Here is a 21,815-nt window from a genome sequence, read left to right on the forward strand (position 1 = left end):
GTTTACGTCAGTGGTTTGACTTTAAATCTCGCCAGTGAAAGTAGAGACGTCAATTTGCAAATGATCGGGTAAAATCTTATTCATCAATCGGCTTTCGGGCTTAACGATGTACCAAAGCGTCATGAATATTATTTTTATGTCCAAAATAAAGGACGCATTTTCAGCGTACCACATTTCAAGTTGCGCCTTATAAGGTACGATTTGTTTTGTATAACAAACGTCGCGGTCAACAGCCTGCGTTAGAACCATTTCCTCGTCACGGAAGACGATAGACCCTACACCTGTAATACCTGGGCGAACCTTCTCAAAAACAACATTATACTCATCTGGATATAAATTATGCACACGTAACATTTGCGGGCGAGGTCCAACGAGACTCATTTTTCCGCGAAAGACATCCCAGAGCTGAATAATTTCATTAATTTTTGTCTTACGTAAAAACTTACCAACAGGAAGAATTCGTGGGTCACCCTTAGTTGTGTAATCGCCCGCCTTCATGAAAGCCGCACTTTTTACCATTGTCGCAAATTTTGTAATATTAAAGGGTTTATTTTTATACCCCATTCTCTCTTGCAAAAAGAAAATCTCGCCCTCACCCGTTAACCGAAGAACCAGCATGGTGAGTAATAATATGGGCGCCAAAATTATAAGGGCTAGACCACTTGAAGTGATATCGAACGCGCGTTTTAACATTACATTCTTCCATCTAAATATCGGCCCGTTTCCATATGATCGAAATTGGGTATCATCGCGTTAAACAAATCAACAATGGGCTTCTTTTCCCATGTTTGTGATTCACGAATAGAAGCAATCTCTTTCAAGAAACCATCCAATTGCTGACTATCAAAATCAAGCTGGGATTTAATTATGCCGAGATTTTCAAAGCGCTCCATATCGAGCGTCTCCGCACTCGTAAAGAATTCTTCATAGCTCTTTTCACCCGTCGTGTCCGATGAGAAGAAATATACAGGCCATTTTTTTTGACCAATTAATTCAGAAGCGCGGTCACGCGCTTCATCTTCGGAAGAACACGCATAGGGCGTGAAACCAAGAGCCTCTAAGTAATTCACGGCAATGTCCGAAAATTTTGTAAGTTGTAAAGCTTCGCTCATTTTCGGAAAGAATATATCGCGGTTTTCGCCAAGAATACATGATGCGAGGCAAAGCTCTCCTGCCTCTTGTGGTACGACAAAGTAACGTCGAACATCATTGGGCGCAGAGATAGGCTGTTGTTTCGCAAAACGCTGATTAAAACCATGTAATAGCGAGCCATCTGAGAATGCCACATTCGCGAAACGCGCCGTAGAAATATCAAGGGTTGAGCTTTCGCGCATCAAAAACATTTCCATAATGCGTTTGCTCGCGCCCATCATGTTAACGGGGTTGGCGGCTTTATCCGTGGAAACACAGAAATACTTCTTTGCGCCGCCCGCCTTAGCTTGGGCCAAGGTCGAAATCGTATTCAGGATGTTCACTTCGATCATTCGCATTAATGTGAATGGGTCCTTTTCAGATCTAACATGCTTCAAAGCCGATAGGTTTAGAACGTAATCATACCCTTCTTCCATTGCGAGAAGAGCAGCAAATTCACGTGAACCGCAATCCAAAGCAAATGTTCTAAAGTCACCGTCAATATACCCCAAAGTTGATCGGATATCGCGAACCAATTCCACCAAATTGTTCTCGGAAATATCAACCGCATGAAGTGCTTTTGGTTTGCGTTTAAAAATCTCGCGCGTCACAGCCTGCCCAATGGTACCCGCACCGCCAATAACAAGAAAACGTGATTCTGCGACTCGGGCAGAGAGCTCTTCCTCATGGCGACTAATGTCATTCTTAAACAATAAGTCTTGACGGTCGATAATACTTAAGACGTTCATGAGGATAGCTCCGCAATACGGTTATCTGGGACGGAAGATGATATATTCACAATCCGCTCTTCTAGCCATTTGGCTGTTTTAACGCCATCTGTCTGGCACGATTTAAACATTTCAAGCTCGTTCATCAGCCGCCAAATTGGACGTGTCATAACGCCGGCCGCATTGGTCTGTTTGATGAAGATTTCTCGTTCCTTAGGCGTCTCAAGGCAAATAGCATTCAACCAATTATTCGCTTTCATCCCATCAATAGGCTTTACAAGAGACCACTTATTTTCTTCGCAATATGTAACATAATTTGCGGTGATTTCAGCCTTTATGGCCTGCATAGCAGGTAGCATCTCCATTTGCGCGACCCCAAGAATCGCATTCAAATTTGGCATGCGATAGTTAAACCCTATTCTGTCATGCACAAATTCATAAGGATGCGGGACTTTGGCGGTTGTTGTTATATGTTTGGCTTGGCGCGCTAACTCTTCGTCATTGGTGATAATCATACCACCGCCGCCCGTCGTGATGACTTTATTACCATTGAAAGAAAGAGTCGCAAATTGTCCGAAATTACCAGTATGGGTTCCCCCGACAAAACTGCCCAAGCTTTCTGCGGCGTCTTCGATAAGAGCGATGTTATGCTCTGAACAGATATCAGCGATTTCTTTAATTCTTAGCGGCAAACCAAATGTGTGCATGGGCACGCAGGCCCGGATAACGGCTTTGGTGTCTTTATTGATGCAAACCCCGCCCTCTTGGCGAGTATTCGCTTCAAGCCAATTTTTAAGCGCCGTTGGGCTCATGCCCATCGTATCTTTATCAACATCAATGAATACGGGTTGAGCCTTACAATAAGAAATTGCATTACACGTCGCAATAAATGTGAGTGGTTGCGATAAAACTTCGTCACCTTGTTTTACGCCAGATAGCACTAACGCCGCGTGCAATGCGGCTGTGCCATTTACGGTCGCGACTGCGTATTTAGCCCCTGTGTAATCCGCAATCATATTCTCAAAATCAATGACGCCTTGGCCAACCGATGAAACGAAATTACTGTCAATCACATCGACAAGATATTGACGCTCATTCCCAGCAAAAACGGGACGATGAAGTGGAATGAAGTCTTCCCCATACAGGCTGCGAATGAATGTGATAAAATCATCAACGCGCGTTTCAAACTCTGCCATAATCGACTCTTACATTCTGAAAACGGCCACACCGTTTCATGCAAATTTGCTTTTTAAGGCAGATATATTCACTTGAATTTCGTCGCAGTGTAATCGCAACGCGCCCAAGGTAATGCATTGATATCGCCCCATCAATCTTCAAGGAGCTATTAATACAAAAATTTCACAATTCAAGGCTTCTTGATAGGCTGCGTTCACGCCATCGCTTTGCTAAAACAACTCTAAGAAAAGGCTCTTCACCAAAGAAACTGACGCAAGACCCTCAGCATCACCTTCAAATAGGGAGAGGTATTTCACTCCTCTGAAGTTTACCCCTCGCGGCTCTCCATATGCCAATAAAACTTAGCGTCACTCATGACGCCTTAATTTCGCCGCAAATGCTATCAAAAATGCAGGGTTGAGGGCTTATTTCAACAAAAACATAGGGTAAATAGGTTCTTAATTAAATCGGCGTAGTGGAATTTATTCATCCTTTGTTTAACTGAACATATATAAGGAATGATGCGCTTGCTAAATCACTGTCGTGTTATAAAGAGTGGATTTTTAACGTCCCCACTGATACGGGGCATGGAACTTTAGCTTTTAGAAAAGCCTTTTCGCAGGGTTTTGATAAATGAGGATTTTTACAGTGACTAAACCCGCATTCATCACGCAAATGTCTCAGTCGGTTTCATGGCTTGAATCAAAGCTATTGGCCCGGGTAAACAGCCTGAATCTTAAAAGCATAGTTTGCGTTTTATTCTCCTTCACTCTTCTTACTGCCTGCTCAACCGTTAACAGTCAGTCCTTAGAGGGGCAGCTAGACGCCAATGGTAACCCCGTCTCTGATATGTTTGTTACGGAATTCCCTGAAGTCTCCCTTGATCAGGTTATTGCTCAGTCAAGAAACGATACTTTCAAGGTTGGCGATACGGCTATTGTGTCAGTTTACAATGTGGAAACACTTTCAACGGACTATGTCGTTGACCGCGCCGGCAATATTGTATTTCCGCTTATTGGAACCGTTAAAGTCGCGGGACTAAGTACCTTAGAGGTGCAAGAAGCCTTAGTTGAAAGATATGGCAGCCAATATTTACGCAACCCAAGCATTTCCGTTAAAATTGAAGCCCGTGACCTTGGAAAAATCGTTGTCGACGGCGCCGTTGAAAAGCCTGGTGTTTTTGAACTCAACAATGTCATTCGCTTGACGGAAGCCATTGCCTTGGCTGAAGGCGTTACAAATGATGCCAATCTGAAGGAAGTTTTCATCATAAGAGACGTAAATGGCGAACGCCTGGTACAGAGCGTCAACTTTGAAAATGTTCGGAAGCTAGGGACGGCAGACCCTGTCATTATACCAAATGACGTCGTTTACATACGTGATAGTTTCTCACGTGTTGCCTTCCGCGAATTCCTAAGGACTGTCCCGCTATTAAATACTGCGGCCATCTTAGCCACTCGCTAAGCTCCCCTTTGATTTGCACAATACAGCCATCAAACCGTAACATATTTGTCGTAATTTGAACCTAGGCGTTACGACTCATATTCCCTATACACGCCACACGAACGAGACGTGACATTAAGGAATATCTATGCGTGTTGTAATGGTTGGCACGGGCTATGTAGGGCTCGTATCGGGTGTATGTTTTTCTGACTTTGGTCACGATGTAGTTTGCGTCGACAAAGATGAAAAGAAAATCGAAATGTTGGATGCAGGCGGCATTCCAATTTTCGAGCCAGGGCTAGATGTCTTAGTCTCGAAGAACGTAAAGTCAAAACGCCTTTCTTTCACGTCTGATTTATCAGAAGCGATGAAAAATGCCGATGCGGTCTTTATCGGCGTCGGAACGCCCTCTCGCCGCGGCGATGGTTATGCTGACTTGAGCTATGTTTACGCTGCAACTGAAGAAATTGCTCAAAACATTGCAGCAAGCGATGCGCCTTTCACCGTTGTCGTAACCAAATCAACAGTACCCGTCGGCACAGGCGATGAAGTTGAAGCTATCATTGCAAAACATGTCGATCCGTCCAGATTTGCAGTTGTATCAAACCCTGAATTTTTACGCGAAGGTTCGGCGATTACTGACTTTAAACGGCCTGACCGCGTTGTTGTCGGAACGGAGAACGAAAAAGCTCGCGCTGTAATGCGCGCGATATATCGCCCCCTCTTTATCAATGAAACGCCAATTCTATTCACGACGCGGCGCACATCTGAGCTGATTAAATATGCAGGAAACGCCTTTCTTGCGACCAAGATCACCTTCATTAATGAAATGGCTGACCTGTGCGAAGCGGTTGGCGCTAACGTCCAAGAAGTTGCACGCGGTATTGGCCTTGATAAGCGTATTGGTTCTAAATTCCTTCATGCGGGCCCAGGATATGGGGGGTCTTGTTTCCCAAAAGACACGCTGGCTTTAACGCGCACAGCGAATGAGCATAACTCGCCCGTCACTATTGTTCAGGCCGTTATTGACGCGAATAATCAGCGCAAATCCAATATGGCCGACAAGATAATGCGCACTATCACGGCGCATCATGGCGGCGGTGATGTCAGTGGTAAAACCATAGCCATATTAGGGCTCGCATTTAAACCCAACACTGATGATATGCGTGATGCACCATCTCTAACCATTATCCCCCGCCTCATCGAAGCTGGTGCAAAAATTCGTGCTTATGACCCCGAATCTATGAAAGAGGCTAAACCTCTACTGCCCGATATCGAGTATTTGGATAATGCATATACTTGTTTGGAAGGGGCCGATGCAGTGGTGATTATTACCGAATGGGATGAGTTCCGAGCGCTAAATATGACACGGGTCAAAGCCTTACTAAGCGCCCCAATTCTTGTTGATTTACGTAATATTTATAGACCTGAGACTATGAAGGCTCACGGCTTTACCTATTCAAACATTGGACGGCCTGTATAAAAGGAAAGTCTTATGAAACCCGTTCGCATTGCTGTTTTGCCTGTCGCTGGATTTGGAACGCGTGTTCTTCCAGCCACAAAAACAATTCCAAAAGAAATGCTGCCGATTGTTGATCGTCCTGCTCTTCAATATGTTGTTGATGAAGCCTTAGACGCGGGCATTGAGCATTTTGTTTTTGTCACGGGCCGTAATAAAAATGCCATCGAAGATTATTTTGATAGCGCGTATGAGCTAGAAGACGCTTTGCAGAATAAAGGCAAAACGGAAATTTATAGCCACTTAAAGGCAAAACAACCGCGTGAAGGTTCGATGAGTTTTGTACGGCAACAAGACGCCAAAGGTTTGGGTCATGCCGTATGGTGCGCTAGAGACATTGTTGGGGATGAGCCGTTTGCCGTATTACTTCCCGACGTTTTAATTCAATCTCAGAAAAGTTGCCTTGCTCAAATGATGGACGCCTATAACAAAGTTGGCGGAAACATTATTGCCGTTGATGCCGTTCCTGAAGACCGGGTGTCTAGTTATGGCGTAATTCAGCCAAAGGCCGGTGAAGATTATAAATCCAAGTCTCTTATCTCTATGGACGGCATGGTAGAAAAACCTGCACGAGAAAATGCCCCCTCTAACTTGAAAATTACAGGTCGTTACATCCTGCAACCTGAATTGATGACGTTGCTAAAAGATCAAGAAGCGGGCGCAGGCGGAGAAATACAGCTGACGGATGCTATGGCTCGGTTAATGAATGACCAGAACTTTCATGCCTTTGTCTATGAAGGTCAAGATTACGATTGTGGCAGTAAAATCGGATATTTAGAGGCCGTTCTAGCCTTTGCCCAATCTCATGATGAAATCGGTGCAGAGGCCCGTGACCTCATAAAACGCATGAGCCAGTAATGACTTAATTTGGTCACACAATTCGTTTAGCCATCATTTCAATCTGGCGAAACCAATTGTGAGAAAAATATCATATCTTGTCCTTGCAAATCATGGTTGACATGGCATAGGGCGTGCAGGGCGATTATCAAATTTAATTAAGTAGCTTACGTGTCAGTTGGCGCGTTTCATGTGAGTGTATTATATTATGTGTGGAATTTTAGGAATTGTGGGGAAAACCCAAGTCACGTCTCGATTGATAGACGGCCTTAAACGCTTGGAATATAGAGGGTATGATAGCTCTGGCGTCGCTTTATTAGATACGGGCGAGCTAAAACGTGTTCGCGCAGAAGGTAAAATTGCAAAGCTCGAAAAAGCGCTTGAAAGCAATATGGTCGAGGGACAAACAGGGATTGCTCATACGCGTTGGGCGACTCATGGGATACCAAGTGAAATTAATGCCCACCCTCATATTGCAGGGCGTGTTAGCATTGTTCACAATGGTATTATTGAAAACTATGCAGAGCTTCGCGATAGCTTAGAACACAATCCAAAAATTGAATCCGAAACTGATACAGAAATCGTCGCGCATTTAATGAACGGCTATTTAGAACAAGGTTTGGAGCCCACACAGGCATTCAGTCAATCTCTTAAACAGCTTCGCGGGGCCTATGCCCTCGGATTGATTATTGATGGACATTCTGATCACTTGTTCTGCGCTCGCGCGGGCTCGCCCTTAGCTATTGGTATTGGCGAAGGCGAGATGTTTATTGGCTCTGATGCAATTGCGCTCGAACAGCTCAGCAAAAAATTAGTTTATTTGGAAGAAGGTGACTGGGCCATTCTTACACCTGATAGCTATGTTATTTTTGATGAAAATGACAAAAAGGTTGAGCGCCCCATAGTCTATTTAGAAAATAATATCATCCAAGCCACTAAGGGTAACTATCGGCATTTCATGCTGAAGGAAATTTTCGAACAGCCCATTACCATTGGGCAAACTCTAGCCACCTTTATGGATGAGTTCGGGAAGCCAGCTAATGGCTTCGAGGATATAGACTTTTCTAAATATAAGCGTCTTTTTATTGTGGCCTGCGGAACCGCTTACTACGCTGGAGCTGTTGCTAAGTATTGGTTTGAGCAAGTCGCCGGCATTCCAGTTGAAATTGATATCGCCTCAGAGTTTCGGTATCGCCAACCCATATTAGATAAAGATTGTCTTTTTGTCGCCATCTCTCAATCTGGCGAAACGGCCGACACCTTAGCGGCGCTACGTTATGCTAAGGCTCACAATGTCGGAACTCTCGCTTTGGTCAATGTAACCACATCGACTATGGCCAGAGAGGCAGATATATTCTTACCTATCAATGCAGGTCCTGAAATTGGGGTTGCCTCAACAAAAGCCTTCACATCACAACTTGCTGCTCTAGCTTGCTTCGCCCTGGCTATGAGCGAACATACAAGTTTCAAAGATAAAGAAACTATAATGCGCTTTACCAAAGCACTCACAGAGTTGCCCGACACAGTTAGCGAAACGCTGCGTCTGGATGCTCAGATTGAGAAACTGTGCTTAGGTTTATCAAGTGCTAAGTCGGTATTTTATTTGGGAAGAGATATGAATTTCCCAATCGCTCTTGAAGCCGCCTTAAAGCTGAAAGAAATTTCCTATATACATGCTGAAGGTTATGCGGCCGGTGAATTAAAACACGGCCCTATTGCATTGATAGAGCCAGGAACGCCGGTGATTGTTTTGGCCGCACAAGACCCTCTTTTTGACAAGACTGTATCAAACCTCAGAGAAGTTTCTGCACGTGGCGCTAAAGTCTATTTGATTACTGACAAAGCCGGCGCGAAAATCGCCAGTGAGATGGCTGAGGAAGTCATTATTCTGCCTGAATGCGAATCTTTTGTGTCCCCCTTAATCGTGACCATTGCCATTCAGCTTATGGCCTACCATACGGCGGTCCATCTTGGCACTGATGTTGATCAGCCGCGCAATTTGGCAAAATCTGTGACGGTTGAATAAAGACGTCATTCGTCGTTAAAGCGACTCTAATTCTTGCTTTTCATGGCTCAGGCGATTTCTTCTAAATTATTGAATGACAAACGTATTTTACAAGCTTGTCACTCAATGCCGTTCAAGAAACTTTCATATTTCTTATTTTATTAAGCCTTGATTAAACAACAGGGATATGGTTTATTTACGCGGGCGCAGTTTTTATCTGCAATAGAATAACGACGTATACGAACGGAATAACTGCTTTTCAGTAGAATCGTTGGGGCGATAATAATGTCAAAAATTATGACTATAAATAACTACGTTAGGCGTCACTATGCCTTACTCAAGCGCCTTATGGATATCGTAGTCTCAGCCTCATTACTTTTACTACTTTCCCCTATCCTGTTACTCTCAGCGCTTGCTGTTAAGCTTACCTCAAAAGGCCCGGCTCTGTATTGGTCGAACCGCCGAGGTCTGAATGGAACCACTTTTTCCATGCCAAAACTCCGGACAATGACAGTCTGTTCAAAAGAAGTCTCCAGAGAGCTTGCCACAGAATCAGATATTCGCTTCACACCTATCGGGCGTTTTCTACGCAAGGTAAGTTTGGATGAACTTCCACAGTTATGGTCAGTGTTAACGGGTAAAATGAGCCTTGTTGGGCCCCGTCCTCTGATTGTTAATGATCAGGCAGAGGCGCTAAGGCTTCAAAACGCCGTAATCTATGACGTTAAACCCGGCATAACAGGTCTGGCGCAAGTAAATGGGCGCAGCTTTATTACTGTAAAAAACAAAACGCGTTATGATGCTTTTTACGCAACGCGCGTTTGTTTGTTCTTAGACTTCAAGATTTTGCTAAGAACGGCCGGAATCTTGTTCAAAACAGACATGGTGAAGTAACAAAGAGCTTCATTTTTACATCGGTAGGTAGACTTTTTTTCTAACTACTATTAAGAATTGTGTAGACACAGCAATGGAATCGCTTTGTCTTTGCATTTGGGTAATAAAGTTAAAGTATAAAAAACCTTAATTTCTTACGATTTTTTTACAAGGCTTTAATATTCACTAAAAATAACGGGAACGACTCACAGCCGATTGATTTTTAACGATTTTTTTCATGCCTATTTTTGAAAAATAACACTTGAAAACTAAACCGGGGCGTGTCATATGATAGAAGAACTCTTAAACGGAAGATATTCATGTTAAACTTTAAACAACTTACTTTAACGGCGCTTGGCGCATTGGCGCTATCAGCGACAACTGCCGTAGCTAACGATAGCGTAGGCTTTATTTCATCACTAAACGGTGATGTTCTAATCGAGCGCAATGGTGAGCTTCTTAAAGCTCAAATGAACAGTGCAGTACTACCGGGCGACCGTATCACTGCTACTAACGGTGCAAATGCTGCTGTAAACTTCGCTGGCTGCACAAGCTCAGTTGAAAGCCAAACTTCAGCTGTTGTTGCTCTTGAAAGCGGCCCATGTGGCGCTGGATTGAACTTCTCAGTAAACGGTGCGCCTGTTCTTGGTGCTGAAGCTGGTGCGATTGCTTCATTCTCACCTGCTATCCTACTAGCTGGTGCTGGCGCAATTGCTGTTGCTGCTGTTGCTTTGTCTGACGACGATCCATCAAGCCCATAATATTCTAAAAAATTATTTTAAAAGCCTCGACCTTGGTCGGGGCTTTTTTTATGCCTGATATTTTGAAAATCAATTTTTGTATAAGCCTATTGTGAATAGCGGAAGGGTTAGCCGTATAATATTTGCCGTATAATATATGATGCACAGCTCCATAGATTACGGGTACAAGGCTATCAGGCTACTCATGTCACGGTCTATCACTGAGTTGAATAGGTCCCCACTCCCCCAAGCTTCGTTCTAAGGATTAATAAACCCGTATTTTACAATGATAATATTGACTTAGCCTTTGAAGCTATGGGCTATCATGTTGAAGTGTTTAGGGTGGAATAGACTTCACTAAGACAGCCGCCTTCAATCCCCTTCAATGGCTACGGCTATCATTCTCTTCTAAGAATTTTATCGGTTAAAATATTACCTATAGCGCCTGATCTAAAGTTGGCCTTTAACAGAACTGGATCATAGTAGGTTTCGGCCCATTCCATGAAATCAATTGGATCTGCCCTATTATGGCCTAAGTAGCTTTCAAAAAAGAAATCCAAGACACCCGTCTTACCGTATTTTATATGGCCGTATTTAAAAGAGAGCTGAGATAAAGCCTGTTCAATCGAATCGCCCATAACAAAGTGACGATACAGAACGCTCATGATGCCCGCTCTGTCCGCACCGGATTTACAATGCATTAAAGCTGGATATTTAATGCGCTGAAACAAATCTCTAACGCCCTTTAACCGCACAACGCTATGTATATCGCGGCTATACATACGGTAGTTCACCAAATGAATACCATGTTTCTCACAGGCTTCACGCTCCAAGAGGTAAAACCCCATAGGGCTCTCCCCTCTCAGATTGATAATCGTCTTTATCCCCATCTCAGCTAGCGCTTCAATTCGATTGGCACTTGGCTGTACAGCGCGGTACATACCCCCCCCTAAATCATGTTGATTATGGAGCCAGAGTCTAAGGAAACCGTGGTCCCCCCATAGAGCTTCACGATTCGCACGTCTTCTGTCCGCTATATGATTGAGATTTAAAGACATATGACCTAAGCGAGAGAGAGTTTTTTGCTGTCTAACAGGAGGATTGCACATGTTCAAACGCTTGCTGCGTTCCGCCTTCATGACAGCCTTTATAGGCTGGCTTATTGCCGCTTATATGGTGCTTATCAAATATTCAACGCGATGGGAGGTGCAAAATTTTGATAGAGCACAACCCGTTATAAACGGACAAAAAGGCCTCATCGCTCTTACCTGGCATTCCCGCTTCATGATGTTAAATTCTGCGTGGAAGAAACAATATGCGCTGCCTTATGTTCTCATTTCCCGTTCAAGAGATGGGGCCATCGTCGCAAAAACAACACAATTTCTCGGCCTGAAAACCATTAGAGGATCAGCCCAGAAAATCGGAAGTGACAAAGCCAAAGGCGGCGCACAAGCAGGCTCTGCTATTATAGACGCGATTCGCAATGATGGCTGCGTTGTGATTACGCCCGATGGTCCGAGGGGGCCAAGGCAACGATTAGGGGAAGGTCCGTTGCGTCTCGCTAAACTAACGGGTGCGCCCATATTACCCTGTATATTCTCTGTCTCGCGTCGAAAACAGTTTAATAGCTGGGACAAATTTGTATTACCCCTGCCCTTTGGCCGCGGAAAAATTATATGGGGAAGCCCCGTCTATATAAAGCAAAGTGATGATTTTAAAGGCATGGACAGAATCAGACAGGAAATCGAGGATGAAATGAATACACTCCTCCGCCAAGCTGATATAGAAATGGGACACAACCCAGTAGATGCTCAATGAAAAAACGCTATGCCTTAACGATGCGATTATTATCTATTATCGCTCCTCTATGGCTACGAAAACGGGTCAAAGATGAGAAAGAAGATAAAGAGCGCATAAAAGAACGCTACGGTCGATCATCTCTGACAAGGCCGAATGAAGGTCGATTAATCTGGATGCATGGAGCCTCGGTAGGTGAGACGAAAACATTTCTACCCTTAATTTCCGAAATATTAGAGAGCCATCCCGATTATTCTGTTTTAGTCACGAGCGGCACGAAAACGTCTGCAGACCTCATGGTCAAAACCCTGCCAGACAGAGCCGTTCATCAATATATTCCATTAGATGCACCGCAATATGTGACGCGGTTTTTAAACCATTGGAAGCCCGACATGGCCATTTGGATGGAATCCGAAATCTGGCCAAATTTGATTTTTGAAACCTCCAAACGCAAAATCCCCATGGCATTAATTAATGCACGGCTAAATCCAAAATCTATGATGGGTTGGAATAAGCGCCATAAATTCGCGCAATCCATTTTTGAACAGTTTGACACTATATTACCCTCCGACACGCCCACAGCACATTGGTTGAGTGAATTATTAGGCAGAGACATATCGAGTATTGGCAATCTGAAATATGATGCCCCTCCGCTTTCATTCGACATTGAGGAAAGGTCAGCGCTTCTATCGGCTATCGGTAATCGCAAAATTTGGACAGCCGCCAGTATTCACGGCGAGGAAATGGATAGAATTATTGCGGCGCAAAAAACACTAAAGCATCAGTCATGCCTTGTTATGGTGCCACGACACCCCAGTGATGCAGGCTCACGCATGTTTATTGCAGATCATCCCAATTTAAAATTCGCACGCCGCTCTAAAAACCAAATACCAAAGCCGGAAACAGATATTTATCTTTTTGATACGTTTGGAGAAATGGGGCTTGCTTATAGCTTAGCCGATTTGACTGTAATTGGCGGATCGCTCGCCCCGTCCTTATTAGGGCATAATCCTTTGGAACCTGTTCGCCTGAATATACCAACCTTTACAGGCCCCCATATTGCAAGCTTTGCAGAAATCTATGCGCCATATTTAGAAAATAATGGCATTAAAACTATTGAAGACCACGATAGCCTTGCCCAAATAGTAGGCGACATGCTTTCTGACCCAACAACCCTCGACGCGATGCGCAAAAACTCGGCAAATATTATTTCCGAAAACGGCGGCACTTTGCAAATAACCCTAAAGGCCTTAGAGGCCTTATTAGATAAATCCAAAGGCTCAAAATTTTGAGACCGCCTGAATTTTGGAACCATCGTCAAGGGCGTGACGCTGCCCCAATGATAAGGACGTTATTATCGCCTTTCGCTTGGCTTTACGCCAGAGCGGTGAAGCGGCGATTTAAAACCACACAAAGCTATGACGCCGGCATCCCTGTTATTTGCGTTGGAAACGCAACAATGGGCGGTACAGGAAAAACGCCTGTCGTTATTTACCTTCTACAAAGCTTACGCCGAATGCAGCTCAATGCCGTTGGCCTTACGCGGGGATATGGTGGCCAAGAGAAAGGCCCAATTCCCGTACATGAGCGTCACACTGCCAAAGATGTTGGTGATGAGCCCTTACTCCTAGCCCGTCACGGGCCGGTATGGGTGGCAGAAGGTAAGGATGATGGCGCTCGAGCGGCAAGATCTCATGGCGCTCAGATAATCGTTATGGATGATGGCCACCAGAACCCACAGCTAACTAAAACGCTCTCTCTACTGGTCGTTGATGCAGAGGTGGGGTTTGGAAACGGATGCGTTTTCCCCGCAGGACCTCTTCGTGAACCCTTGGCCGAAGCGCTATCCCGCGCTGATGCGATTATATTAATGAAACCATCTGCAGATTATGAAATAGACGCTCATTTAGCTGAACAGATTAAAGGGCAAGTCGTAATTCCCGCTTATCTTGCACCGCAAGGGCAGCCGCCAAAAGGCAAACTATATGCTTTTGCTGGGATTGGGCGCCCTAACAAGTTTTTCGATACACTTCGCCGTCATGGGGGAGATATCGTCGAAGAAGTGCCATTTGCAGATCATCACAAATATAATGACGAAGAAATCGAAAGCCTCTTCCTCCTCGCAAGTGAATATGACGCCTCATTGATCACTACAGAAAAAGATCATGTCAGACTGCCGCAGGGTTATAAAAAAGGTATTCATGCTTGGCCTGTCAAAGTTGTATTTGAGGATGAGTTAACTTTGCGCCGCTTTTTACACCCCATTATCAACGCTTCAAAATAACCGTGCCTGATAATTCTCCACCCTTATCCAGAAGAATATCATGGAGAGTAGAGGCTCTTGCCTATGATGTGGTGAATTTCATTCTTAACCTATTTCCTTTTGCTTGGATATCCACGCTGGGTGGCTTCCTCTTGAGGAAGATAGGCCCTTTCACCTCTAAACATAAAATTGCTGAGACGGGCCTCAAAATAGCCTTCCCTGAAGCATCAGAGGCACAAATTCACAAACTATTGGACGCTCAATGGGATAATATTGGGCGTACATTTGCTGAATTCCCTCTCTTACACCGCATTAAAGCCTTTAGTGGGAAACGTGTCGAAATTGTCGGCTTAGAGATTTTTAAGCAACATAATCCAGCCATCATTATCACAGGGCATTTTGCCAATTGGGAAGTTATGGCAACGGTACTCACCCAATCCAATTCGCCCGTCCGTATTACCTATCGTAAAATCAATAACCCTTATATTGATGCGCGTGTCCGGAAGAAAAGAGAAGCCTATGGCACACAATTTCTCGTTCAAAAGTCAGGCCATAAAGGTGGTCGCGAGCTATTCGAAGCTTTGAATAACGGTGAGAGCATTGCGATTTTAAACGATCAAAAATTCAACACAGGTTATTCAATTCCTTTTTTTGGCGAGAATGCCATGACAGCTCAAGGGGCAACTCGCCTTGCCTTAAAGACGGGACGGCCGCTTCTTCCCATGGCTATCACGCGCAATGGTGCCAAATTCACCGTCACTTTTTATGATCCAATTCCCCTTGAAACTACAGGAGATAGAGAAAATGACGTTTTCAATGGGGTGTTAAAGATTACGCAATTTATTGAGGCGCGAATTCGCGAAAAGCCAGAGCAATGGTTTTGGGTCCATCGTCGTTGGCCCAAAACCCTCTATAAAGCTCATAAAAACTAAGCCGTTTTTTTGCCCTTGGTTGTATCCCAAACATCAAATTCATGCGCGATACAGCGTTCAATTAATTTACGCCAGACTGGCTCTGCAATTTCCTGTGAAAGGCCCAGTGCATTGGCCTCAACCAAAACCTTTGCCACGACATCTTCAATGCGGTCTTCATCATAGACAGAATCTCGGCTCTGTTTAATACGGGCCGCTGCGTGCATATAGCCCTGACGTATCACCAAAAGACGCACCAGTTCTCGGTCAAGCATATCCACCCCTTGGCGAACATCCGACATCGTCTTGCAGTCATCAGGTTTGGGCGTCATGGCTAGCTTTCAATACATCCTATGGCGATCAGTCTTGCGACCATTGCGTTAGTAATTCAGGGTCAAGATTACGGTTACGCCATTTTAAACGCCAGCATAAATGCGGTCCAGTTGAGCGGCCTTTTGACCCAACTGTCGCAATCTGTTCGCCCTGTTTTACGGCTTGCCCATCCTCAACCATCACGTCATCCATGTGAAGATAATAACTAATAAGTCCCTGCCCGTGATCAATTAATATTAGAGCGCCTTCAAAATACATATCTTCGCTGGCAAGGCTGACAATACCATCGGCAGGCGCCACTATGGGCGTGCCTTTCGGCGCCGCAAGGTCCACGCCGTAATGTGGCTTTTTCGGTACGCCATTTAGAATACGCTGCGCTCCGAAATTCGTAGTTTTTATATAATCTTCTTGAATAGGGTAGATAAATCCATCTTTGAAGCCCACCGGCTGAACCCGAGACGCAAACCCTATTTTCTTTTTTGCTGAAGCCGCTCGAATACGTTTTAATTCTTCAGGCGTATATTCATTGACCATGTTCTTTGGCAGGCCATCAATTCGTGAGGTATCATAGTCTCTAGGCTTAAGTTCAAACGTCACACGATTACCAGCGTGTTCAATGAAATTCGTCGCTTCATCTCGATCAAATCCAACGAATAAAATACCATTTTCATCCGACGTCTCGAAATAGAAATCATCTTCGGCTCGAGCAATTTTCACTTGGGCGTTTGGTTCTGTACGGCAAACCACTAAGCCACCTTGCTCTGCAATACCGTAACACGTAATTGGAACAGGCCCCATTTTTGGTATTGTAGTGGCAGAGTTAGTCTCTTGGTGCTTTTCAGCCTCTAAAAGTGTTTCATGGGCTGCTACGTGGTTATGAGATGGCGCTGCTTCTTGAAGCCTAGCTGTATCAGTCTGCTTTACGGTTTGGCTCTCCACAGACTCGGCGCAGGCTACCAAAGGGAAAGCAAGCAAAGCAACGCCTAAAGCCCATACGCGCATCAAACGTAATCGCCTTTAAACGCCTCTAGGCTGGCCGCAGCATCTTTATAAGCCTCTTGTCGATCTGAACTCCAATAGCGAAGTCGATCAAGCGGAATTTTCTGCCCTGTTACCGCGCAGGTGACATAGGCCCCGGTTTTCATAATCGTAAAATCCGCATCACCATAATGGATCTGCGCTTCACCTTGGTTTTGGAAAAAATTATTCATGCTTTCCTATATCGAACTTACCTTAGAAAGCGAAGGCCTATATCCATCTCAATATGCGATGAACTTCACTCACCACTTATCAAACTTAACCTCTAGGCCTTTATCGCTGCCTTAACACTTTCGATGACTTTATCTTGGGAGTCTTCATCTAAATAAGGGTGCATCGGCAAACTTATCACTTTGCCTATACAGTCCTCTGTCGCGGGAAGGCCTGCTGAGGCCACAGGATAATGTCTATAGGCAGTCTGCATATGTATGGGCGTAGGGTAATATCGCGCAGACGGTATGCCCGAAGCCTTCAAATTGTCTGAAAGAGCATCAGGTTTTTCAACTTCAATTGTATACTGTGCCCAAGTTGAAACAACACCCTGCTTTACAGTCGGCACGCGGCTTACGTGTTCTTTCAATCCTACGGTATAACGGTCTGCAACGTCGTTTCTTTTGCTTATTTCATCAGAGAATATAGCTAGTTTAGGCAGTAGAATGGCCGCCTGTAATGAATCTAAACGTGAATTTAGGCCGATACGCACATTATCGTAATTACTACGGCCCTTTCCATGCACATGAAGTGATCGAAGGAGATCTGTAAGCGTTTCATCATTGGTGAAAAGCGCCCCCCCATCCCCATACGCACCTAACGGCTTGGCAGGAAAGAAACTGGTCGTCGCAATATCCGCCCAGTGCGTAGGGTGATACCCGTTCAACGTCGTACCAAAGCCCTGAGCAGAATCGGAAATCAGCTTCAAGCCAAACTCGTTCGCAATTGCAGAAATCCCTTCATAATCAGCAGATTGCCCGAAGAGATCGACCGCTATAATTGCGCGGGCCGTCAGATCGCCTTTCTGAACGACCTCTTCAACAGCAGCCCGTAAGCTCTTTGGACATAGATTGTAGGTTTCTCTATCTATATCGACAAAGAAGGGGGTCGCACCTGTTAAGGCAACACTTTCTGCGGTCGCACAAAATGTAAAAGATGGACAAAAAACAACGTCACCTTCTCCAATTTCATACGCCATTAAAGCTAAACTTAACGCGTCCGTGCCATTAGCACAGGCGATAGCATGTTTTGTTTGACAAAACACTGCGAGCTTTTCTTCAAGCTCTTGAACCTCAGGCCCTAAAATATATCGACCATGGCTCAGGACTTTCTCTATTCCTAAATCAATCTCAGACTTAATTCGTAGTTGCTGTGCCTTTAAGTCAATAAAATCCATGGAGATCAGCCTTTTACACGTGCCTTTTGGGCTATTTTAAAGCGAATTAATTTATCCCTTGATACTTAACACGCAGATCAACGAAAATATAAATACACTTTAGTAATATGGAGCGTTGTCTTTAGTGTTAGGTTTATTAGTTTATCTTGCCGACGTTCCAACTGAACTTCCATTACGCATTGTTGCACTAAGTGATGCCTCTGAGACATGGTCACTGAAGCTATCAGGGCAAAATCTATCTGATGAGGAAAACTATTTCACAGGGTTTGCACCCGCTGAAGATATAGCCGCATTTGGGATATTACGTCCTCGCACTTGGATGGTTACATTTAGCTACAAGATGTAAAACCTAAATCTATTCAATTTAATTAAATAGAATAAACGCGCGCGGTTATTTTGACTATAAATCAAAAACAGACCGCGCGCAGTTTATATCATCTTCCGACCTCTTCTCTAATCATATAACAAGAGAAGAGGTCTTAATTATTTAAGCCTTATTCAGCTGGCTCAGGGATTGGATGCGTTTGCATTGGCGGCTTAGATTCTTTTTCCAATCGCCGTGTCACATCTAATGGGGAACCAGAACCTTTTGCGAGTAGCGCATACGCGGTCGGCACAAATAATACTGTGATAAGGGCCGCAGCAACAACGCCATAAAGTATAACCACCCCAATCGCCGCCCGTGTTTCCGCCCCAGCACCACTTGATAGGATAAGAGGCAGACTACCCGCTACGGTCGTGAGGCTTGTCATCACAATTGGCCGAAAGCGGATCATTGCAGCATTCTTAACAGCGTCGTAGAATTCTTGCCCTTCATCCCGCAATTGGTTTGCAAATTCCACAATCAGAATTCCATTTTTTGCGGCCAGACCAATTAGCATAATCAGGGCAATTTGCGTGTAAATATTCAACGTGTTGCCTGTCAGCCACAACCCAACCAGGCCGCCGGCGACAGTGGCAGGTACACAAAGAATAATAATCACTGGATGGCGGTAGCTTTCAAACTGCGCGGCCAAAACAAGGAATACGATAACGATACCAATAGCGAAAACAAAAATCATGGACTGCCCCGACTCTTTATAGTCCAACGATTGACCTTTGAATGCGATAGTCGCCTCTTGGGGCAATACCTCTCTGGCTGTTTTTACCATTTCATCCAAAACGGGTCCAATATAGGCCCCCTCAGCAAGCCCCACCTCAATCGTTATAGCCCTTACGCGATTATAACGATTTAACGAGCCACTATCGGCAGTCGCATCAATTGTAACGAGGTTGGATAGCGGCACTAATTGGCCAGATCGGTCAGATCTCACATAGATATTATCGACGTCGCCCGGACTATTTTGTTCCGAACGGAGACCTTCCAGAACCACATCATATTCTTGCCCCTTATCAATATAAGTTGTGACATTTCGTGACCCCAACATGGTTTCCAAGGTACTTCCTATGTCATTGATGCGTACGCCCAAATCAGCCGCTCGGTCATAGTTAACTTTGATCCTGAATTGTGGCTGCGTTTCTTTGTAATCCCAATCTATATCAATAAGGCCTGGATTGTTTTCCTCCAAAGCTGCGACAAATATATCCCGCCACTCTGTAAGCGTCTCATAAGACGGGCCACCTAAAACGAATTGAATAGGCTTACCCGTACCTCCGCCTAAACCTTGACGCATCCGGGCATAAGCTTTCACGCCGGGTAGATCTGATAATTGTTTGTTGACGTCAGCAATAATCTCATCCGCATGGCGACGGTTTGCCCAATCATCTAAAACGACGATAACAAACCCAGCGTTAAATGAATTACTACCAAAACCAGGGGCTCTGATGAGTAGACGCTGAATTTCACCGGCCTCAGTGAATGGCAGTAACCGTCTCTCGATTTCATCAAGATACCGCTCCATATAAGAGAATGACGCACCTTCAGGACCGCGAATAGAAACAAAAAATCCACCACGGTCTTCAGCGGGAACATATTCCTGTTTTATGGTTTGCGTGAATTGAAACGTCACACCCATAAGGCCAAAGAGGATTAATCCAACCAATATCGGCCGGCGTATGAGGCGATCAAGAACCCAGCTATATCCGCGAAGAACGACACTGAAACCCTTATCGATAAACTCAGGAATTTTAGCAAAGAAGCCTTTCTCCTTAGTGTTCTTCAACAGTTTGGAAGCAAGCATAGGCGTCAATGTCAAAGCAAGAAGGCTAGAGAAAACAACCGCAGCCGAGATTGTAAATGCAAACTCTCTGAACAAACGACCAATATCACCCTGCAAAAATGTGATTGGCACAAATACGGCGACAAGAACCATAGTAGTTGCAATAACCGCAAACCCCACTTGTCGTGTTCCGTTAAAAGCGGCTACGAGCGGCGTTTCACCCAATTCATCCATACGCCGAACAATATTTTCCAACACGACGATAGCATCGTCGACCACTAGGCCAATAGCCAATACAAGTGCTAACAATGTCAACAGATTGATGGAAAGACCGAGTGCCAATAAAATTATAAAAGTCGCTATAATTGAAACAGGGACTGTTATGGCTGGGATGATCGTAACGCGCAGACTCCCTAAAAACAGGAAAATAACAAGGGTCACCAGCCCAACAGCGATAAAGAGCGTCTGATAAACTTCTGAAATAGACGCGGAAATAAATACCGAACTGTCATAACTCCGTGCAATAATAATGCCGTCTGGCAATGTCCCATTCAGTTGATCCGCAAGGTCTCTCGCGGCTTTCGCAACATCAACCGTATTTGCAGTGGACTGTTTAACGACACCCAATCCAACCATGGGGACTCCATTTCCTCGAAATAGGTTGCGATCTTCTGTCGTGCCGCGTTCAACTCGAGCCACATCACCGAGACGCACCAAATAACCATCATCACCTTCTGCAATGACAAGAGATGCAAAATCATCTGGTGTATAAAACGACCGGTCGATCCTCATCGTATATGTCCGCTGATTGGATTCTAGGCTTCCCGCTGGCGACTCTATGTTTTCAGATCGAAGCGCATTTTCAATATCGGTTACAGTCAAATTACGGGCTGCAAGTTTTCTACGGTCAATCCAAACCCGCAGAGCGTAATTTTTAGCGCCTCCTACGCGTACACGCGCGACACCATCCAAAGCAGAAAATCGGTCAACTAAATAGCGTTCAGCATAATCAGAAAGTTCTGGAGTCGTCAGGTTTTCACTGGCGAGGTTGTGCCAAATAATGACGTCATCATTAGAGTCAGCCTTTTCCACCTCAGGCGGATCAGCTTCTTCGGGTAAATTATCTAAAACACCAGAAATTCTGTCGCGAATATCATTCGCTGCTGCATCGATATCTCTGTCCACGCCAAACTCAATACTGATGCTTGAACGACCATCTGATGATGAAGAATTAATATTCCGAATACCCTCGATTCCAGCAATACGGTCTTCGATAATTTGGGTGATACGCGTTTCCACGACAGAGGCCGAGGCACCTGAATAATTGGTGTCAATGGTGACGATAGGGGAATCAATATCGGGGTACTCACGCAGAGACAAACGGTCAAAGGCGATAATGCCAAATACAATGAGAATCAGTGAAATGACCGAAGCGAAAACGGGGCGTTTGACCGCTACATCTGACAAGATCATTT

20 protein-coding genes are annotated in these 21,815 nt (G+C 44.7%); 11 read left to right on the top strand and 9 right to left on the bottom strand.

The genetic code is table 11. From position 1 onward, the window contains the following. Nucleotides 1-21: 21 nt before the first annotated feature. The 3 genes from DES40_RS09315 to DES40_RS09325 are packed head-to-tail and all read right to left on the bottom strand — an operon-like array spanning nt 22 to nt 3,055. Nucleotides 22-693 carry a sugar transferase gene (locus DES40_RS09315; protein WP_121101187.1) on the bottom strand — a complete coding sequence of 224 codons (672 nt, stop codon included), beginning with the start codon at nt 691-693 and terminating at the stop codon, nt 22-24. Next, on the bottom strand, nt 693-1,880 hold the full coding sequence (locus tag DES40_RS09320; RefSeq protein ID WP_121101190.1) for a UDP-N-acetylglucosamine 4,6-dehydratase: 1,188 nt from the start codon (nt 1,878-1,880) through the stop codon (nt 693-695). The genes DES40_RS09315 and DES40_RS09320 overlap by 1 nt, the downstream gene beginning before the upstream one ends. After that, nucleotides 1,877-3,055, bottom strand: coding sequence for a LegC family aminotransferase (locus DES40_RS09325; protein WP_121101193.1), 1,179 nt, complete (start codon nt 3,053-3,055; stop codon nt 1,877-1,879). Before DES40_RS09325 ends, DES40_RS09320 begins: the two co-directional genes overlap by 4 nt. A 628-nt stretch (nt 3,056-3,683) precedes the next feature. Here DES40_RS09325 and DES40_RS09330 point away from each other — a divergent pair. The 6 genes from DES40_RS09330 (at nt 3,684) to DES40_RS09355 (ending at nt 10,473) form a co-directional block, all read left to right on the top strand. After that, nucleotides 3,684-4,499 (top strand): polysaccharide biosynthesis/export family protein, encoded by an 816-nt coding sequence (locus tag DES40_RS09330; RefSeq protein WP_170144947.1) that lies wholly within the window; start codon nt 3,684-3,686, stop codon nt 4,497-4,499. Between the two features lie 127 nt (nt 4,500-4,626). After that, on the top strand, nt 4,627-5,961 hold the full coding sequence (locus DES40_RS09335) for a UDP-glucose dehydrogenase family protein (protein ID WP_121101198.1): 1,335 nt from the start codon (nt 4,627-4,629) through the stop codon (nt 5,959-5,961). Between the two features lie 12 nt (nt 5,962-5,973). Continuing rightward, nucleotides 5,974-6,855 (top strand): UTP--glucose-1-phosphate uridylyltransferase GalU, encoded by an 882-nt coding sequence (galU, locus tag DES40_RS09340; protein ID WP_121101201.1) that lies wholly within the window; start codon nt 5,974-5,976, stop codon nt 6,853-6,855. 187 nt (nt 6,856-7,042) lie between these two features. Then, nucleotides 7,043-8,860 carry a glutamine--fructose-6-phosphate transaminase (isomerizing) gene (gene glmS / locus DES40_RS09345; protein ID WP_121101204.1) on the top strand — a complete coding sequence of 606 codons (1,818 nt, stop codon included), beginning with the start codon at nt 7,043-7,045 and terminating at the stop codon, nt 8,858-8,860. Nucleotides 8,861-9,124: 264 nt separating this feature from the next. Continuing rightward, complete coding sequence (locus tag DES40_RS09350; RefSeq protein ID WP_233345552.1) at nt 9,125-9,733, top strand: sugar transferase; 609 nt, start codon at nt 9,125-9,127, stop codon at nt 9,731-9,733. 299 nt (nt 9,734-10,032) lie between these two features. Then, nucleotides 10,033-10,473 (top strand): hypothetical protein, encoded by a 441-nt coding sequence (locus DES40_RS09355; protein WP_121101207.1) that lies wholly within the window; start codon nt 10,033-10,035, stop codon nt 10,471-10,473. A 377-nt stretch (nt 10,474-10,850) separates the two neighbouring features. Here DES40_RS09355 and DES40_RS09360 read toward each other — a convergent pair whose 3' ends face one another. Beyond that, a complete protein-coding gene (locus DES40_RS09360) occupies nt 10,851-11,393 on the bottom strand; it encodes a fused DSP-PTPase phosphatase/NAD kinase-like protein (RefSeq protein WP_233345554.1) in 543 nt (180 codons plus the stop codon). A gap of 166 nt (nt 11,394-11,559) precedes the next feature. Here DES40_RS09360 and DES40_RS09365 point away from each other — a divergent pair, with 166 nt between their 5' ends. From DES40_RS09365 to DES40_RS09380, 4 genes are read left to right on the top strand one after another with little or no spacing between them, the layout of a single operon-like run. After that, entirely contained in the window at nt 11,560-12,270 is a 711-nt protein-coding gene (locus DES40_RS09365) for a lysophospholipid acyltransferase family protein (RefSeq protein ID WP_121101210.1), read from the top strand. Next, complete coding sequence (locus DES40_RS09370; protein ID WP_121101214.1) at nt 12,267-13,541, top strand: 3-deoxy-D-manno-octulosonic acid transferase; 1,275 nt, start codon at nt 12,267-12,269, stop codon at nt 13,539-13,541. The genes DES40_RS09365 and DES40_RS09370 overlap by 4 nt, the downstream gene beginning before the upstream one ends. Nucleotides 13,542-13,588: 47 nt before the next feature. Beyond that, nucleotides 13,589-14,533, top strand: a complete 945-nt coding sequence (gene lpxK / locus DES40_RS09375) for a tetraacyldisaccharide 4'-kinase (RefSeq protein WP_121102903.1) — start codon at nt 13,589-13,591, stop codon at nt 14,531-14,533. A gap of 2 nt (nt 14,534-14,535) precedes the next feature. After that, entirely contained in the window at nt 14,536-15,444 is a 909-nt protein-coding gene (locus DES40_RS09380) for a lysophospholipid acyltransferase family protein (protein ID WP_170144948.1), read from the top strand. On the opposite strand, the gene DES40_RS09385 is transcribed toward DES40_RS09380, so the two are convergent. The 4 genes from DES40_RS09385 to DES40_RS09400 form a co-directional block, all read right to left on the bottom strand. Next, nucleotides 15,441-15,755 (bottom strand): chorismate mutase, encoded by a 315-nt coding sequence (locus tag DES40_RS09385; protein WP_121101220.1) that lies wholly within the window; start codon nt 15,753-15,755, stop codon nt 15,441-15,443. The genes DES40_RS09380 and DES40_RS09385 overlap by 4 nt on opposite strands. A 28-nt stretch (nt 15,756-15,783) precedes the next feature. After that, a complete protein-coding gene (locus DES40_RS09390) occupies nt 15,784-16,758 on the bottom strand; it encodes a M23 family metallopeptidase (RefSeq protein WP_233345555.1) in 975 nt (324 codons plus the stop codon). Beyond that, complete coding sequence (locus DES40_RS09395) at nt 16,758-16,967, bottom strand: DUF2093 domain-containing protein (protein WP_121101223.1); 210 nt, start codon at nt 16,965-16,967, stop codon at nt 16,758-16,760. The genes DES40_RS09390 and DES40_RS09395 overlap by 1 nt, the downstream gene beginning before the upstream one ends. Nucleotides 16,968-17,059: 92 nt before the next feature. Further along, complete coding sequence (locus tag DES40_RS09400) at nt 17,060-18,187, bottom strand: DegT/DnrJ/EryC1/StrS family aminotransferase (protein WP_121101226.1); 1,128 nt, start codon at nt 18,185-18,187, stop codon at nt 17,060-17,062. Nucleotides 18,188-18,305: 118 nt separating this feature from the next. On the opposite strand from DES40_RS09400, the gene DES40_RS09405 reads away from it, so the two are divergent. Beyond that, nucleotides 18,306-18,527, top strand: a complete 222-nt coding sequence (locus tag DES40_RS09405; protein ID WP_121101229.1) for a hypothetical protein — start codon at nt 18,306-18,308, stop codon at nt 18,525-18,527. A 148-nt stretch (nt 18,528-18,675) separates the two neighbouring features. Here DES40_RS09405 and DES40_RS09410 read toward each other — a convergent pair whose 3' ends face one another. Continuing rightward, nucleotides 18,676-21,813 (bottom strand): efflux RND transporter permease subunit, encoded by a 3,138-nt coding sequence (locus tag DES40_RS09410; RefSeq protein ID WP_121101233.1) that lies wholly within the window; start codon nt 21,811-21,813, stop codon nt 18,676-18,678. Nucleotides 21,814-21,815 lie beyond the last annotated feature (2 nt).

Source organism: Litorimonas taeanensis (genome assembly GCF_003634015.1).
In the GTDB taxonomy this organism is placed as follows: Bacteria; Pseudomonadota; Alphaproteobacteria; order Caulobacterales; family Maricaulaceae; genus Litorimonas; species Litorimonas taeanensis.

Excerpts from the sequence above, each read along its gene's own strand:
- DES40_RS09355 (WP_121101207.1), top strand. The coding sequence starts at position 10,033 with ATGTTAAACTTTAAACAACTTACTTTAACGGCGCTTGGCGCATTGGCG.
- DES40_RS09320 (WP_121101190.1), bottom strand. The coding sequence starts at position 1,880 with ATGAACGTCTTAAGTATTATCGACCGTCAAGACTTATTGTTTAAGAAT.
- DES40_RS09335 (WP_121101198.1), top strand. The coding sequence starts at position 4,627 with ATGCGTGTTGTAATGGTTGGCACGGGCTATGTAGGGCTCGTATCGGGT.
- DES40_RS09360 (WP_233345554.1), bottom strand. The coding sequence starts at position 11,393 with ATGTACCGCGCTGTACAGCCAAGTGCCAATCGAATTGAAGCGCTAGCT.
- DES40_RS09315 (WP_121101187.1), bottom strand. The coding sequence starts at position 693 with ATGTTAAAACGCGCGTTCGATATCACTTCAAGTGGTCTAGCCCTTATA.
- DES40_RS09365 (WP_121101210.1), top strand. The coding sequence starts at position 11,560 with ATGTTCAAACGCTTGCTGCGTTCCGCCTTCATGACAGCCTTTATAGGC.
- DES40_RS09410 (WP_121101233.1), bottom strand. The coding sequence starts at position 21,813 with ATGATCTTGTCAGATGTAGCGGTCAAACGCCCCGTTTTCGCTTCGGTC.
- DES40_RS09350 (WP_233345552.1), top strand. The coding sequence starts at position 9,125 with ATGTCAAAAATTATGACTATAAATAACTACGTTAGGCGTCACTATGCC.
- lpxK (WP_121102903.1), top strand. The coding sequence starts at position 13,589 with ATGATAAGGACGTTATTATCGCCTTTCGCTTGGCTTTACGCCAGAGCG.
- DES40_RS09325 (WP_121101193.1), bottom strand. The coding sequence starts at position 3,055 with ATGGCAGAGTTTGAAACGCGCGTTGATGATTTTATCACATTCATTCGC.
- glmS (WP_121101204.1), top strand. The coding sequence starts at position 7,043 with ATGTGTGGAATTTTAGGAATTGTGGGGAAAACCCAAGTCACGTCTCGA.
- DES40_RS09370 (WP_121101214.1), top strand. The coding sequence starts at position 12,267 with ATGAAAAAACGCTATGCCTTAACGATGCGATTATTATCTATTATCGCT.
- DES40_RS09390 (WP_233345555.1), bottom strand. The coding sequence starts at position 16,758 with ATGCGCGTATGGGCTTTAGGCGTTGCTTTGCTTGCTTTCCCTTTGGTA.
- DES40_RS09395 (WP_121101223.1), bottom strand. The coding sequence starts at position 16,967 with ATGAATAATTTTTTCCAAAACCAAGGTGAAGCGCAGATCCATTATGGT.
- DES40_RS09385 (WP_121101220.1), bottom strand. The coding sequence starts at position 15,755 with ATGACGCCCAAACCTGATGACTGCAAGACGATGTCGGATGTTCGCCAA.
- galU (WP_121101201.1), top strand. The coding sequence starts at position 5,974 with ATGAAACCCGTTCGCATTGCTGTTTTGCCTGTCGCTGGATTTGGAACG.